The sequence below is a fragment of the Pseudomonas sp. 20-5 genome, assembly GCF_056782835.1.
This window is the reverse complement of record NZ_CM165584.1, coordinates 1,794,927-1,809,882: the sequence shown is the minus strand read 5'-3', so window position 1 is coordinate 1,809,882 and position 14,956 is coordinate 1,794,927. Positions and strand designations below refer to the sequence as shown.

Sequence of the window (14,956 nt, the reverse complement as noted above, 5' to 3'; positions counted from 1 at the left end):
AGATTTGAGCGGAAGAGGACGAATCCCGGTTAACGCTCGCTGCCGCGATACGGCCGACGCTGCTGGTGGGCGATGGCCCTCTCAGCGCCCCAGTCGCTTGAGCATCTCGGCCAGCGGCAGCGCATCGGCGGTGCCCGCTCGGCAGTCGGCGAGGCGATCCTCGGCCACTGGCGGCCATTGGCGCTCCACCTCGGGGCCGGCGCGATGCAGCAATGCCTGGGTCAGTTCCAGACGCCGGCTGATCGGCAGACGGCGTATTTCTTCGGCCAGGGCAGGATCGAGGCGGGCCATGGGGGGTTCCTCCGGCAGGTGATGCGCTGCCGGCACGTCCGCACAGGCCCGTTCACCCCGCAACCGACTGCCTGCAACGAAGAAGCCCCGCATCGGCGGGGCTTCTTCAGGCAACGGCGGACTTACTTCTGGCCCGCTTTCTTCAGCTCTTCGTCGCGCAGTTCGCGGCGCAGGATCTTGCCGACGTTGGTGGTCGGCAGGCTGTCGCGGAACTCCACGGCCTTCGGCCGCTTGTAGCCGGTCAGGTTGTCATGCATGTGCTGCATGACCTGTTCCTTGGTCAGGGTCGCCCCCGGCTTGACCACCACGAAGACCTTGATCGACTCGCCGGACTTCTCGTCGGGGATGCCGATCGCGGCGCACTGCAGGACGCCCGGCAGGGTCGCCAGCACGTCTTCCAGTTCGTTCGGATACACATTGAAGCCGGAGACCAGGATCATGTCCTTCTTCCGGTCGACGATGCGCATGTAGCCGTCTTCCTGGATGATCGCGATATCGCCGGTCTTCAGCCAACCATCGGCGTCGAGGATCTCGTCGGTGGCCTCCTGGCGCTGCCAGTAGCCCTTCATCACCTGCGGACCCTTCACGCAGAGTTCGCCGCGCTCGCCCAGGGGCACTTCCTGGCCGTCGTCGCCAATCACCTTGCACAGGGTCGAGGGCACCGGGATACCGATGGTGCCGACCTGGATGTTCTGGAACGGGTTGACCGATACCACCGGCGCGGTCTCGGTCATGCCGTAGCCTTCGCAGATGGCGCAGCCGGTGACCTCCTTCCAGCGCTCCGCGGTGGCCAGTTGCAGCGCCATGCCGCCGGAGAGGGTCAGCTTCAGCGCGGAGAAGTCCAGCTTGCGGAAGGTTTCGTTGTTGCACAGGGCGACGAACAGGGTGTTCAGGCCGACGAAGCCGGTGAACTTCCACTGGCCGAGGTCCTTGAGCATCGACGGCAGGTCGCGCGGGTTGGTGATCAGGATGTTGTGGTTGCCGGTGAGCATCATCGCCATGCAATGGAAGGTGAAGGCATAGATGTGGTACAGCGGTAGCGGCGCGATGAGGATCTCGCAGCCCTCGTTGAGGTTGGCGCCCATCAGCGCCTTGCACTGCAACATGTTGGCCACCAGGTTGCGGTGGGTCAGCATGGCGCCCTTGGCGACCCCGGTGGTGCCGCCGGTGTATTGCAGCACGGCGACGTCGTCGGCCTGCGGCGCGGCTTCCTGGAACGACTTGCCGGCGCCCCTGGCCAGCGCGTCGGTCAGCTTGGTGGCTTGCGGCAGGCTGTAGGCCGGCACCATCTTCTTGATGTGCTTGACCACGAAGTTGACGATGAAGCGCTTCAGCGGCGGCAGGATGTCGCCGACTTCGGTGACGATCACCTGCTTGACGCCGGTCTTCGGCAGTACGCCCTCGACCAGGTGGGCCATGTTGGCCAGGCAGACCACCGCCTTGGCGCCGGAGTCGTTGAACTGGTGTTCCAGTTCGCGCGCGGTGTACAGCGGGTTGGTGTTGACCACGATGAGGCCGGCGCGCATGGCGCCGAAGACCACGATCGGGTATTGCAGGACGTTGGGCAACTGGACGGCGATGCGGTCGCCGGGCTTGAGATCGGTGTGCTGCTGCAGGTAGGCGGCGAAGTCGCCGGACAGCTTGTACAGCTCGCCGTAGGTCAGGGTCTTGCCCAGGTTGGTGAACGCGGGCTTGGTGGCAAAACGTTGGCAGGACTCCTTCAGTACCGACAGGATGTTCGGGTACTGGTCGGGATTGATCTCGGCAGCAATACCCGCTGGGTACTTGTCCTTCCAGAAGTTTTCGATCATGGAAGCCCACTCCTAAGCAACAGCTAATCTTCACCGCTCATGGCGGCATCTTGTTGTGATCTGCTCGCTAACCCTGGACCCAGGGCTATTAGGCGCGCCGAGATTATCAGCTTTGCCAGAGGCAGACCAGCACCAAACATGACCCATTCGGTCAAAAAAATGACCGAGACATTAGTCTCGGTCACGGTCTTTCCTGTCCCCGGCAAATGCCCGTTTCAGAGCCTTGTAAGGCTATCAGGCGATTTCGCGCAGCTCACGACGGAGGATTTTACCCACAGGCGTCATCGGTAATGCATCCTTGAGCACAATCTGTCGCGGAATTTTGTATCCGGTGAGGTTTTCCTTGCAGTAGGCCTTGAGTTCCTCGACCGACAGGCTGGGGTCGCGGGCCACCACGAACAGCTTCACCGCCTCGCCGGACTTCTCGTCGGGAATGCCCACTGCCGCGCAACTGGCCACCTTCGGATGGGCCATCACCACGTCTTCGATCTCGTTGGGGTAGACATTGAAGCCGGAGACCAGGATCAGGTCCTTCTTGCGATCGACGATGCGCACGAAGCCGTCCTCGTCGATCACCGCGATGTCGCCGGTCTTCAGCCAGCCTTCGGCATCGAGAATCTCCTCGGTGGCCTCGGGACGCTGCCAGTACCCCTTCATCACTTGCGGACCTTTCACACAGAGTTCGCCACGTTCGCCGACAGGCAGCTCGTTGCCCTGCTCGTCGATCACCTTGAGCGCCGTGCCCACGACCGGTATCCCCACCGTACCCAGGCGTGCCTGCTCGCCGTAGGGGTTGGTGGTCACCACCGGCGAGCATTCGGTGAGGCCATAGCCTTCCACCACGGTGCAGCCGGTGACGCCCTTCCAGCGCTCGGCGGTGGCGCTGACCAGTGCGGTGCCGCCGGAGTTGGTGAGCTTCAGGTTGGAGAAATCGACGTCCTTGAACCCGGGGTGCTCCATCAGCGCGACGAACAGGGTGTTGAGGCCGAGCAGCGCGGAGAAACGCCACTTCTTCAGTTCCTTGACGAAACCGGGGATGTCGCGCGGGTTGGTGATCAGCACGTTATGGTTGCCGCTGACCATCATGCACATGCAGTTCGCGGTGAAGGCATAGATGTGGTAGAGCGGCAGCGGCGCGATCATCACCTCCTGCGCCTCCTTCATCAGCGGCAGGCCATCCTTGCCGAGCTGGGAAAGCTGGGCGTGGACCTGCAGCATGTTCGCCACCAGGTTGCCGTGGGTGAGCATCGCCCCCTTCGAGACCCCGGTGGTGCCGCCGGTGTACTGCAACACGGCGACATCCTCCAGGCCGACCCTGACCGGCTGCAGGGCATGGCCCTGGCCTTGCTTCAAGGCCTGCCTGAACGGCAGCGCCTGGGGCAAGCGATAATCGGGGACCATCTTCTTCACCGACTTCACCACGCTGTTCACCAGCCAACCCTTCAGCGCCGGCAACAGGTCGCCCATGCGCGCCTCGATCAGGTACTCGATCCGCGTATCCGGGAGCACTTCCTCGACCAGCTTGCCGAACACGTTCAGGTAGACCAGCGCACGCACGCCGGCGTCCTTGAACTGGTGGCGCATTTCGCGGGCGGTGTACAGCGGATTGGTGTTGACCACCACCAGCCCCGCGCGCAAGGCGCCGAACACCGCGATGGGATATTGCAGGACATTGGGCATCTGCACCGCGATGCGGTCGCCGGGCTGGAGATCGGTCTGTTTCTGCAGGTAGGCGGCGAAGGCGGCGGACAGACGATCGAGTTCGGCGTAGCTGAGCGTCACGCCGAGATTGCTGAAGGCCGGGCGGTCGGCGAATTTCTTGCAGGAGCGCTCGAAGACCTCGACCACGGAACGGTAGGCGGCGAAGTCGAGACTGTCGGGTACGCCGGCCGGGCGTTTGTCGTTCCAGAATTCAGGTTGCATTTATTCTTGTCCTCTTACCTGAGCGGGTCTGGCCCGCATGTGCGGGGCATCGGGCAACTTAGCAGTTGCGTCGGACAGCGCAAATACTCCTCCTGCCCTTATTGATAGTGTGAATCTCCAGCCTGTCGCTCTTCGCCGCCCGCCATTCCAGAGCGGCCCGTGCCCAAGGGTGGCGCTTTTCCGGGACGAAGCCGCGTACGCTGCTAGAATGCGCCGGAACGCGTCCGCCCGGCACAAGGAACGAACATGCCCGCCGCTGCCTACTGGCTCCCCGCCAGCGACGAAACCCCGCTGTACACCCGCCACTGGCCGAGCGCAACGGCCGTCGGCGCGGTGATGCTGTCCCACGGCATGGCCGAGCACGCCGGTCGCTACGAGCGTCTCGCCGCCGCGCTGAACGCTGCCGGCTACCACTTCTATGCGATCGACCAGCGCGGCCACGGCCGGACCGCCGAAGCCGACGAGCTGGGCCACTTCGCCGACCAGGGCGGCTGGGGCAAGGTGGTCGGCGACCTGGCCAGCCTGAACCACCATATCCGCCAGCAGCACCCGGAACTGCCGATCTTCCTGCTGGGCCACAGCATGGGCAGCTACATCTCCATGGCCTACCTGCTGCACCACAGCTGCAGCCTGCAAGGGGCGATCCTTTCCGGTTCCAACTACCAGCCGCAAGCGCTCTACCGGATCGCCCGCCTGATCGCCCGCTTCGAGCGCTGGCGCCAGGGGCCGCTGGGCAAGAGCGCGCTGATCGACTTCCTCTCGTTCGGCTCGTTCAACAAGGCGTTCAAGCCCAATCGCACGGCCTTCGACTGGCTCAGTCGCGATCCGCAGGAAGTCGACAGGTACGTGGCCGACCCGCTGTGCGGCTTCCGCTGCAGCAACCAGTTGTGGGTGGACCTGCTCGGCGGCCTGGCCGATATCACCCCGCCCACCCACCTGCGGCAGATCGATGCCGACCTGCCGCTGCTGATCATCGGCGGCGAACGCGACCCGGTCAGCCAGGGCAAGCGCCTGGGCGACCTGGCCGACGCCCTGCGCGGTGCCGGGCTGCGCCAGGTGACCCTGAAGACCTATCCCGAGGCCCGTCACGAGCTGTTCAACGAGAGCAACCGCGACGCGGTCACCCAAGACCTGATCGACTGGCTGGAACAGGCCCTGCGCCACCGCCGGGATCATTCGACAAAGGAGAGAACATGAGCCAGGTCCAGAACATTCCCTACGCCGAGCTAGAGGTCGGGCAAAAGGCCGAGTACACCAGCAGCATCGCCGAGCGCGACCTGCAGTTGTTCGCCGCAGTCTCCGGCGACCGCAACCCGGTGCACCTGGACGCCGCCTACGCGGCCACCACCCAGTTCAAGGAACGCATCGCCCACGGCATGCTCAGCGGCGCCCTGATCAGCGCGGCGATCGCCACCGTGCTGCCCGGCCCAGGCACCATCTATCTCGGCCAGACCCTGCGCTTCACCCGTCCGGTCAAGCTCGGCGACGACCTGAAGGTCGAACTGGAAGTCCTCGAGAAGCTGCCGAAGAACCGCGTGCGCATAGCCACGCGGGTGTTCAACCAGGCAGGCAAGCAGGTGGTCGACGGCGAAGCGGAGATCATGGCGCCGGAAGAGAAGCTCAGCGTCGAGCTGGCCGAACTGCCGCCGATCAGCATCGGCTGAGCGGCTTTCCCTATCGTCGGGCCATCCGGCCCGGCGGACTTGCCGGGCCGCCGCGCGCTGCTCTACCCTGTCCGCTGTCTTACCTCAATCACCAGGGATAACCGAAGGCACTCCACCGCCCGAAACCCCTTACCGGGAATCGGAGCCGCCATGGACCTTCGCTTGCTGTTGCTATCCCTGACCACCTTCGCCGCCGGCCTGGCGGAAAGCATCCTGATCGGCATCCTGCCGCCCCTGGCCGAAGACCTGCGGGTCTCCATCAGCCTGGCCGGCCAGCTCACCACCCTGTTCTCCCTCGGCTTCGCCCTCGCCGCACCGCTGCTCGGCTGGCTGACCCGGCGCATCGAACGCCGCCGCCTGCTGCTGGCGACCCTGCTGCTGTTCGCCCTCAGCAACGCGCTCGCCGCCCTCGCTCCGGGCTATCTCGGCCTGCTCCTGGCTCGCCTGGGAATGTCGGCCTGTTGCGGGCTGCTGATCGTCCTCGCCAGCCTGCTCGCCGCCGAGCTGGCCGCCCCGGCCCAGCGCGGCCGGGCGATCGGCCTGATCTTCATGGGCATCAGCGGTTCGCTGGTGTTCGGCGTGCCACTGGGCGTACAGATCAGCGACTGGTTCGGCTGGCGCTGGATCTTCGCCGGCATCGCGGTCTATTCGCTGCCCTTGTGCCTGCTGCTCTGGCGCTACCTGCCGCAACGCCAGGCCGGCGACCTGCCAGGCCGCGAAGGCTACCTGCGGCAGTTGCGCCAGCCCGCGCTGTGGCTCGCGCAACTGGTATCGATCCTGTTGCTCGGCGGGCACTTCACCCTGTTCGCCTATTTCACCCCGTACCTGGCGAGCATGGCCGGTATTCGCTCGCCCAGCGAGATCAGCCTGATCCTCCTGCTGATCGGCCTGGCAGCGCTGAGCGGCGGCTATATCGGCGGCTGGCTGGCCGACCGCCTCGGCCACCGGCGCGCCCTGCGTCTGGTACCGGCGGCCTTCGCCCTGGCGCTGGCGGCGGTGCCGCTGAGCCTGGGCAGCATCGGGTTCCTGCCGGTACTGATGGTCTGGAGCGCGATCAGCTGGATGATCTCGCCGGTGGTGCAGAGCTTCCTGCTGCGCAGCGATCCGGCCAGCGGTTCCGCCGGCGTCGCCCTGAACACCTCGGCCATGCACCTGGGCGTGGGCCTCGGCGCGGCGCTGGGCGGCCTGGTGGTGGCGGCACTGGGAGTCGCCGCGACGCCCTGGGTCGGCCTCGCCCTGGTGCTGGCGGCGCTGGCCTGCGCGCTTGGCGCCAGCACGCTGGATGGCGCCACGCAAGCGCTGCCGTTCAGTCCCCCTGCACGGTGACGCTGGCGGTCATCCCGGCGCTCAGGTGGACATCCGCCGGCACCTGGTCGAGGCGGATGCGCACCGGAATGCGCTGCGCCAGGCGCACCCAGTTGAAGGTCGGCTCGACATTGGCCAGCAACTGGCCGTCCGGCGTCGAGTTGCGGTCGGTGATACCGCTGCTGATGCTCTCCACCGTGCCGTCGATCGGCTGATCGCCGCTCATCAGGCGGACCTGGGCGCGCATGCCGACGCGGATGCCGGGCAGCTTGGTTTCCTCGAAGTAGGCGACCACATAGAAGGACTGCTGGTCGACCAACGCCATCACCGCCTGGCCCGCCGTGGCGTAGTTGCCCTGGGCCAGGCGCAGGTTGGTCACCTGGCCGTTGCGCGCGGCGCGCAGCTCGCTGCGCTTGAGGTTGAGTTCGGCGATCTTCACCTGGGCCAGCGCCTCCTGGTACTCGCTGCGAGCGATGGCGGCATTGATCTGGGCGTTTTCCTTGTCCTCGGCGCTGATCGCGCCGATGCCCAGGCGGCTGCGCCGGGCCGCCTCGTTCTGGCGCAACAGGTATTGCTGGTGACGGGTCTCGGCGACGGCGCGGGCCTGCTCCAGGTTGGCCTGGTAGCGTTCCTGGTCGATGCGCATCAGCACGTCGCCGACCTTGACCACCTGGTTGTCCTTGACCTCCAGGTCGGTCACCCAGCCGGATACGTCCGGCGCCACCACCACCACGTCGGCCCGCACCCGGGCATCGCGGGTCCAGGGCGAGAGCATGTAGTAGCGCCAGAGCCAGATGCCGGCGAGGACAGCGGCAGCGACCACCAGCAGGGTGACGACGACGCGAAGCGATGCACGCATGCGAATCTCCTTCTCGGGGCGACGATTCAGGTCGTAGCCGCCCAGGTAATGCCACTCAACATCAAAATGAACAGGGCGCAGTCGAACAGCGCCTCGTGCCAGACCCAGCGACGCAACGGCGTTTTCTGGATCAGCACCCGCAGCGCGGCGGTGGCCGCCAGCGCCAGCAGGGCATAGACGAACAGCGGGCTGAGGTAGACGCCGCCCCAGGCCGATTCATGCAGACTCATGGCTTTCCTCCTGATGGCACCACTGCTGCCAGGTGAACAGCAGTTGCGCCAGGGCCGCGCGCGCCAGGCGGCTGGCTTCGTCGTCGTGGCGAGCGTCACGCTCCAGGGCTTCGCGCAACGGCAGGCTGATCCGCTCCAGGCGGTCACTGCGCGGACCCGCGGGACCGGCCTCAAGCAGTTCGCCCAGTTCCCCGAGGAAGCGGTCGCGCGCCTTGCGCAGGACGCCACGGGCGCCTTCCAGGCAGGCCCGCAGGTGGATCAGTTCGTTACCCAGGTCGAGCGCCAGGAGGCCATCGTCCCAACGCCGCCGCTCCTGCTCCGGCAACAGGTTGGCGTGCCGCGCCAGGCGCAACAGGCGGTCGGCCATGCGCCCGCCGAACCAGTTCTCCGCCTGCGCCAGCGGGCGCCGGGTGAGGCGGCCGAGATCGACGCAGGTGGCGTCCAGCAGGCGTCGGGTCAGCCAGCCCGGACGCAAGGTCAGCAAGCGGAAGATCACCACCGCGAAGCCGACTCCGATCAGCACGCCCTGGGCGGAATTCAGCAGGGTCGCGAGGTTGTAGTCCATCTGGTTGCGCGGCGCGACCAGGACGATGAAGTGGATCGCGAACGAGGTGGCGGTGCCGGCGGTAACCGGTACGGCCATGCCCAGGGTGGCGAAGAACAGCGGCACGCCCATCGCCAGGCAGAGCAGCGGGAAGCCATTCCACTGCGGCAGCAGCCACTGGCTGACCAGCATCGCCGCCGGGATCGCGTAGACGATGCCGCGCAGGAAGCTCAGGCCGATGGCCACCGCGTTGTCGCGGTTGGCGAACAGGCTGCACACCACCGCCGCCAGCAGCATCGCGCCGGACGCCGCCGGCCACGCGGTATAGATCCAGTAGACCGACAGCCCGAGCAACGCCAGGGCGCTACGCGCGCCGTAGAACAGCGCCATCTGCAGGTCGCGGTGCCAGGACAGGGTGCCGGCGCTGCCCACCCGCCCCTCGACCTCGCCGCTGGCCACCGCGCGCATGCCCTTCTCGGCATTCACCGCCTTGAGCAGCAGCACCGAGCAGCGGGTCAGCAGGTAACGCTGGTCGTTGCTCCACTGCGGCTCGACCGCGACCTGCGCCAACTCCTCGCGCAGCGCCTGCATCGACGCCGGATCAGTTCCTTCCAGGGCGCTGGCCAGCGCGGCCAGCCAGCGCTCCACCCGGCGCTCTTCCTCTTCGCTCAGCCGCGCCCGTTGCCGGGCCACGCCGCGCGCGGTGCGCAACAGGCTGAGCAGGTCGCGCGAGAGCAACGCCAGGGCGCCGGCCCGGCGCCGCCCGCGCTCGCCTTCGAACCAGGCATGGTCGCGCTGCGCATCGACCTCGACGATCTTGCTCAGCGCGTTGAGCAGCCCCTGCGGCTGCCGCTGGCGCGGGTCGATCTCGCCGCGCGCGGCCTGCATGCCCAGCAGCCAGGTGGCGTGGGCCTGCTTGTCGAGGTTCTGCTCGACCCGCTGCGGCCAGAGGATCGCACTGACCGCCGAGGCGCAGATGATCCCCAGGCAGATCTCGGTACAACGCGCCACCGCCTGCTCGAAGACCAGCAGCGGCTGGTCCACCGCCGGCAGGCCAATGATCGCTACCGTATAGCCGGAAAGTACGAAGGCATAGGAAACGTGGTTGCGCAGGGAGGTCGAGGCCGCCGTGCAGAGCCCCAGCCAGAGCGAGATGGCCAGCAGGAACAACCAGGGCGCCTGGGCGAACAGCGCGATCATCAACACCGACATCGCGGTGCCGACCAGGGTGCCGAGCAGGCGGAACAAGCCCTTCGCCACCACCATGCCGGACAACGGCTGGGACACGATCAGCACGGTCATCAGCGCCCATTGCGGCTGCTCCAGGTCGAAGCGAAAGGCGCACCACAACGCCAGGCCGCCGGCCAGGAGCGTCTTGATGGCGAACTTGAGCGCCAGCGTCGAGGGTGCCAGGAACGGCTTCCAGTGAATGGGCACAGGGTCTTCCGAAACGGGGTCTACATCAGCATAGATAGCCGGCGAACGCCGAGGCGATATGTGCAGCCTATATTATTAGGCTGCTAACAATATCGTCCAGCGACATTCGTAGTATCCCGATCGCTGCGCCGGTGTTTTTCCAGGCGCAAAAAAAACGGGCGACCGAAGTCGCCCTAAGTGCCTTGCGTGCTCTGTGTATCCGGGAGGATCAGCCTTTGCGGCTATGGGAATCCTTCCAGATGAAGTAACCGACCCCACCGAAGAAAGCGACCATGAGGCCTACTGTAAGAATCCCTGCGAGAACCACTTCGTCGATGAACATGTTGATGGCCTCCAGTTGCCGGTTGGGTGTTGCTCGATGGGCTCAGATTAGCGAGGCGCGGCGGCGCAATATTGACCTGGATCAATCGCCCGGACGGGCTTTTTCGGCCAGGTGCATGACACTGACCCAGGTCAAGTTTCGCAGGAGGGAGAATGCGGTCGGACGCCGCAGATAACCGGGAAAAACCTGCCCGATCGCCGCACGTTGCCCGCAGGAATGCGCCGCCGGCGAACGCGGCGGCGGAGGCTTCAGCGCTTCTTCGGCTTGCCTTTCGGCTTCTTCCGCGGCTTGCCCAGCGGCAACACCTGTTCGAAGGCCTTGCGGACCTCCTGCAGGCGCTTCTCGTGCACGTCGTGGATGCGCTTGTCGCGCTCGGCGCTGAGGTCGATCACCTTGTCGTCGTCGTTCATGGCTGGGGGTACACCAGGCGGAAGGTCAGGTTCAAACGGGGCATGCAGGAGCGGCGGGTCTTCGCCACCTGATGTTGCCAATGATGCTGGGTTGCGCCGCGCATGACCAGCAGGCTGCCATGGGTCAGTTCCAGAGAGTGGGCGATGCGGGTCTGGCCCTTGCGCCGCAGGTCGAAGCGGCGGCTGCCGCCGAGACTGAGCGAGGCGACCAGCGGATCGCGGCGCAGCTCTGGCTCGTCGTCGCTGTGCCAGCCCATGGAGTCCTGGCCGTCGCGGTAGTAGTTCAGCAGCACGCCGTTGACCCGCTGGCCGACCTCGCGCTCCACGCGCTCGCGGATCTCGCCGAGCAACGCGGTCCATGGCAGCGGCCGGTGGACCTGGCCGGAATAACGGTAGGCGGCGTCAGGGTCGCCGTACCAGGCCACCAGGCGCGGGGTCGGATGCTCCTCGCCATGGATGCGCAGGATCGGCTGTTCCCAGGGCGTTTCCTGTTCCAGGCGCAACAGCCAGGCGCTCGCCAGCGGCGCATCCAGCCAATGCGGGAGATAGCGCAGGTCGGCGTCCGGCAGGGTCAGGGGTGCGTCGGCGAACAGGTCCATGGGCCGCAGGTTACTACGCCGCAAGGCCGCTGCTGAAGCCTGGAAAACCAGGGTTACACTTCGATGTCGATCAATTGTCCCTTGCGCGGCAGCTCGTCCGCCTGGGCGCTCTCCCCCGCCTCGTCAGCCGGCGCCTCGTCCCCCTCGTCGCTCCGCGCGTGCGCCTCGCCGCCCTGGCGGCGCTGGCGACGGCGGTATTCCTCTTCCAGCCAGCTTTCCTCGTCGCGCTCCTGGCGCAAGGCGACGCCATCGCTGCCCGCGCCAGCCTGGGTCGGCGCGACCGGCGGCGTGGCCGGACGGGGTTTGGGCGGGTCCTGCTGGACGGTGACCGGGATCAGGCCCTGGGGGATCGGCGGAAGCATGCAGGCAACCTCTCTGGGTAGTGCCGCGTCATGGGTTCTCGCAGCGTGCCGGTTTGCGGCGTTCTTCTACAAGGGTTATCGGTCGACCCGCCGCTCGACTTGAGAACCAGCCGCCAGGCGGTCGCTCCCGTACCGACGGACGGCTCTCCGACGAAGCCGTGGCGCAACACGCAATCCATCGCCAAGCGTCGCTCAACGCCACGCGTTGCGGTACCATACCCGGCTTTTTTGGGAGGTGGACATGGCGCAGTATCAACCGGGGCAACGCTGGATCAGCGACAGTGAAGCGGAATTGGGCCTGGGGACCATCCTGGCCCAGGATGGCCGCCTGCTCACCGTGCTCTATCCGGCGACCGGCGATACCCGCCAATACGCCTTGCGCAATGCGCCGCTGACCCGCGTGCGCTTCGCCCCCGGCGATGAAGTGACGCACTTCGAAGGCTGGAAGATGACCGTCCGCGAGGTCGAGGAAAGCGAAGGCCTATTGGTGTACCACGGCCTCACCGCGCAGAACGAGCAGCGCACCCTGCCGGAAACCCAGCTCTCCAACTTCATCCAGTTCCGCCTCGCCAGCGACCGTCTGTTCGCCGGACAGATCGATCCCCTGCCCTGGTTCTCCCTGCGCTACCACACTCTCGAACGCCGCAGCCAACTGCTCCAGTCCTCGCTCTGGGGCCTCGGCGGCGCCCGCGCCCAGCCGATCGCCCACCAGTTGCACATCGCCCGCGAAGTCGCCGACCGCATGGCGCCGCGCGTCCTGCTGGCCGACGAAGTGGGCCTGGGCAAGACCATCGAGGCCGGCCTGATCATCCATCGCCAGTTGCTCTCCGGCCGCGCCGGGCGGGTGCTGATCCTGGTCCCGGAAAACCTCCAGCACCAGTGGCTGGTGGAGATGCGCCGGCGCTTCAACCTGCAGGTGGCCCTGTTCGACAAGGAGCGCTTCGCCGAAAGCGATGCCAGCAATCCCTTCGAGGACACCCAGTTGGCCCTGGTCGCCCTGGAGTGGCTGAAGGAAGACGAACGCGCCCAGGACGCCCTGTTCGCCGCCGGCTGGGACCTGCTGGTGGTCGACGAAGCCCACCACCTGGTCTGGCACCAGGACCAGGTCAGCGCCGAATACGCGCTGGTCGAGCAACTGGCGGAGATCATTCCCGGCGTCCTGTTGCTCACCGCGACCCCGGAGCAACTCGGCCAGGACAGCCACTTCGCGCGCCTGCGCCTGCTCGATCCGAATCGTTTCCACGACCTCGAAGCGTTCCGCCGGGAGAGCGAGCAATATCGCCCGGTCGCCGAAGCGGTGCAGGAACTGCTCGACCACGGCAGTCTTTCCGCCGGCGCGCGCAAGGCCATCCACGGCTTCCTCGGCAGCGAGGGCGACGAGCTGCTGGCCAGCGTCGAGGGCGGCGATGAAGAAGCTCGCTCGCGCCTGGTCCGCGAGCTGCTCGACCGCCACGGCACCGGTCGCGTGCTGTTCCGCAACACCCGTGCCGCCGTGCAGGGCTTCCCCCAGCGCGAACTGCACGCCTATCCGTTGCCGATGCCGAGCCAGTACGAGGAATTGCCGGCCGGCGAACACCCGGACCTGTATCCGGAAGTGAATTTCCAGCAGCAGTGGGAAGACGGCGACGACAACAACCGCTGGTGGCGCTTCGACCCGCGCGTCGAGTGGCTGATCGATACCCTGAAGATGCTCAAGCAGTTCAAGGTCCTGGTCATCTGTGCCCACGCCGAGACGGCCCTCGACCTGGAAGACGCCCTGCGCCTGCGTTCGGGCATCTCCGCCACGGTGTTCCACGAAGGCATGAGCATTCTCGAGCGCGACCGCGCCGCCGCCTACTTCGCCGACGAAGAGTTCGGCGCCCAGGTGCTGATCTGCTCGGAAATCGGCAGCGAAGGCCGCAACTTCCAGTTCGCCCACCATCTGGTGCTGTTCGACCTGCCGGCCCACCCGGACCTGCTCGAGCAGCGCATCGGCCGCCTCGACCGGATCGGCCAGCGACACACCATCCAGTTGCACGTACCGCACCTGGAGAACAGCGCCCAGCAGCGCCTGTTTCAGTGGTACCACCAGGCGCTGAACGCCTTCCTCAATACCTGCCCCACCGGCAACGCCCTGCAACACGAGTTCGGCCCGCGCCTGCTGCCGCTGCTCGACGGCGGCGAGGACAAGGCCTGGGACGCGCTGCTCGCCGAAGGCCGCGCCCGTCGCGAAGCCCTCGAAGCGGAGCTGCACAGCGGTCGCGACCGCCTGCTCGAGCTGAACTCCGGCGGCGCCGGCGAAGGCGAGGCGCTGGTGGAGGCCATCGAGGAACAGGACGACGACTTCGCCCTGCCGATCTACATGGAGCGCCTGTTCGACGCCTACGGCATCCACAGCGAAGACCATTCGGAAAATGCCCTGATCCTCAAGCCAAGCGAGAAGATGCTCGACGCCGGCTTCCCCCTCGGCGACGACGAAGGCGTGACCATCACCTACGACCGTGCCCAGGCGCTGGCCCGCGAGGACATGCAGTTCCTCACCTGGGAACATCCGATGGTTCAGGGCGGCATGGACCTGGTGCTGTCCGGCTCGATGGGCAACACCTCGGTGGCGCTGATCAAGAACAAGGCGCTGAAGCCTGGCACCGTGCTGCTCGAACTCCTGTTCGTCAGCGAGGCCGTGGCACCGCGCGCCCTCCAGCTCGGCCGCTGGCTGCCGCCGCAGGCCCTGCGCTGCCTGCTCGACGCCAACGGCAACGACCTGGCCGGCCGGGTGTCCCTGGAAACCCTCAACGACCAGCTGGAAAGCGTGCCACGGGTCAGCGCCAACAAGTTCGTCCAGGCCCAGCGCGATGTGCTGGCCAAGCAGTTCGACGTGGCCGAGGGCAAGATCGTCCCGCGCCACGAGGAACGCGTGGCCAGGGCCAAGCAGCAGTTCGCCGCCGCCATGGACGAGGAACTGGCGCGCCTGACCGCGCTCAAGGCGGTCAACCCGAGCGTCCGCGACAGCGAGCTGGACAGCCTGCGCACCCAGCGCGAGGAAGGCCTGGCCCTGCTCGACAAGGCCTCCCTGCGCCTCGAGGCGATCCGCATCCTGGTCGCCGGCTGACGCCCGGCAACGGCTGCGCGAAACGAGAAGCCATGGGCATCCCCCATGGCTTCTTTCATTTCATTTCCAGCGAAGGCCGCAACGGCGGATGGCCGCGCGGCGACCGTTCGC

General features: G+C 66.6%; 14 protein-coding genes. 4 read left to right on the top strand and 10 right to left on the bottom strand.

The window, feature by feature from the left end; genetic code table 11:
• Nucleotides 1-81: 81 nt before the first annotated feature.
• The 3 genes from AC1RB9_RS08455 to fadD2 form a co-directional block, all read right to left on the bottom strand.
• On the bottom strand, nucleotides 82-291 hold the full coding sequence (locus AC1RB9_RS08455) for a hypothetical protein (protein WP_003105496.1): 210 nt from the start codon (nucleotides 289-291) through the stop codon (nucleotides 82-84).
• A gap of 122 nt (nucleotides 292-413) precedes the next feature.
• A complete protein-coding gene (fadD1, locus tag AC1RB9_RS08450) occupies nucleotides 414-2,102 on the bottom strand; it encodes a long-chain-fatty-acid--CoA ligase FadD1 (RefSeq protein ID WP_003091643.1) in 1,689 nt (562 codons plus the stop codon).
• A gap of 234 nt (nucleotides 2,103-2,336) precedes the next feature.
• Complete coding sequence (gene fadD2 / locus AC1RB9_RS08445) at nucleotides 2,337-4,025, bottom strand: long-chain-fatty-acid--CoA ligase FadD2 (protein ID WP_003091644.1); 1,689 nt, start codon at nucleotides 4,023-4,025, stop codon at nucleotides 2,337-2,339.
• 246 nt (nucleotides 4,026-4,271) lie between these two features.
• Between fadD2 and AC1RB9_RS08440 the strand changes: the two genes are divergently transcribed.
• The 3 genes from AC1RB9_RS08440 to AC1RB9_RS08430 all read left to right on the top strand — a co-directional run bounded on the left by AC1RB9_RS08440 (nucleotide 4,272) and on the right by AC1RB9_RS08430 (nucleotide 7,015).
• Nucleotides 4,272-5,222 carry an alpha/beta hydrolase gene (locus AC1RB9_RS08440; protein ID WP_003115465.1) on the top strand — a complete coding sequence of 317 codons (951 nt, stop codon included), beginning with the start codon at nucleotides 4,272-4,274 and terminating at the stop codon, nucleotides 5,220-5,222.
• Nucleotides 5,219-5,689 (top strand): MaoC family dehydratase, encoded by a 471-nt coding sequence (locus AC1RB9_RS08435; protein ID WP_003117593.1) that lies wholly within the window; start codon nucleotides 5,219-5,221, stop codon nucleotides 5,687-5,689. Before AC1RB9_RS08440 ends, AC1RB9_RS08435 begins: the two co-directional genes overlap by 4 nt.
• A gap of 150 nt (nucleotides 5,690-5,839) precedes the next feature.
• Nucleotides 5,840-7,015 carry an MFS transporter gene (locus AC1RB9_RS08430; RefSeq protein ID WP_003117592.1) on the top strand — a complete coding sequence of 392 codons (1,176 nt, stop codon included), beginning with the start codon at nucleotides 5,840-5,842 and terminating at the stop codon, nucleotides 7,013-7,015.
• On the opposite strand, the gene AC1RB9_RS08425 is transcribed toward AC1RB9_RS08430, so the two are convergent.
• The 7 genes from AC1RB9_RS08425 to AC1RB9_RS08395 all read right to left on the bottom strand — a co-directional run bounded on the left by AC1RB9_RS08425 (nucleotide 6,996) and on the right by AC1RB9_RS08395 (nucleotide 11,757).
• Nucleotides 6,996-7,853, bottom strand: coding sequence for an efflux RND transporter periplasmic adaptor subunit (locus tag AC1RB9_RS08425; RefSeq protein ID WP_003091654.1), 858 nt, complete (start codon nucleotides 7,851-7,853; stop codon nucleotides 6,996-6,998). The genes AC1RB9_RS08430 and AC1RB9_RS08425 overlap by 20 nt on opposite strands.
• Nucleotides 7,854-7,879: 26 nt before the next feature.
• Nucleotides 7,880-8,083 carry a DUF1656 domain-containing protein gene (locus tag AC1RB9_RS08420; protein ID WP_003091655.1) on the bottom strand — a complete coding sequence of 68 codons (204 nt, stop codon included), beginning with the start codon at nucleotides 8,081-8,083 and terminating at the stop codon, nucleotides 7,880-7,882.
• Nucleotides 8,070-10,064, bottom strand: coding sequence for an FUSC family protein (locus AC1RB9_RS08415; RefSeq protein ID WP_003107446.1), 1,995 nt, complete (start codon nucleotides 10,062-10,064; stop codon nucleotides 8,070-8,072). Before AC1RB9_RS08415 ends, AC1RB9_RS08420 begins: the two co-directional genes overlap by 14 nt.
• A gap of 208 nt (nucleotides 10,065-10,272) precedes the next feature.
• Nucleotides 10,273-10,386: a cytochrome c oxidase subunit CcoM gene (ccoM, locus tag AC1RB9_RS08410; RefSeq protein WP_003091657.1), complete on the bottom strand. Its 114-nt coding sequence runs from the start codon at nucleotides 10,384-10,386 to the stop codon at nucleotides 10,273-10,275.
• A 248-nt stretch (nucleotides 10,387-10,634) separates the two neighbouring features.
• On the bottom strand, nucleotides 10,635-10,796 hold the full coding sequence (locus AC1RB9_RS08405) for a hypothetical protein (RefSeq protein ID WP_003091659.1): 162 nt from the start codon (nucleotides 10,794-10,796) through the stop codon (nucleotides 10,635-10,637).
• A complete protein-coding gene (locus AC1RB9_RS08400; RefSeq protein WP_003115462.1) occupies nucleotides 10,793-11,395 on the bottom strand; it encodes an alpha-ketoglutarate-dependent dioxygenase AlkB family protein in 603 nt (200 codons plus the stop codon). The genes AC1RB9_RS08405 and AC1RB9_RS08400 overlap by 4 nt, the downstream gene beginning before the upstream one ends.
• A 53-nt stretch (nucleotides 11,396-11,448) precedes the next feature.
• Complete coding sequence (locus AC1RB9_RS08395) at nucleotides 11,449-11,757, bottom strand: hypothetical protein (protein WP_003091664.1); 309 nt, start codon at nucleotides 11,755-11,757, stop codon at nucleotides 11,449-11,451.
• Between the two features lie 235 nt (nucleotides 11,758-11,992).
• On the opposite strand from AC1RB9_RS08395, the gene rapA reads away from it, so the two are divergent.
• Complete coding sequence (rapA, locus tag AC1RB9_RS08390; RefSeq protein WP_003119658.1) at nucleotides 11,993-14,845, top strand: RNA polymerase-associated protein RapA; 2,853 nt, start codon at nucleotides 11,993-11,995, stop codon at nucleotides 14,843-14,845.
• The last annotated feature ends 111 nt before the right edge of the window (nucleotides 14,846-14,956 follow it).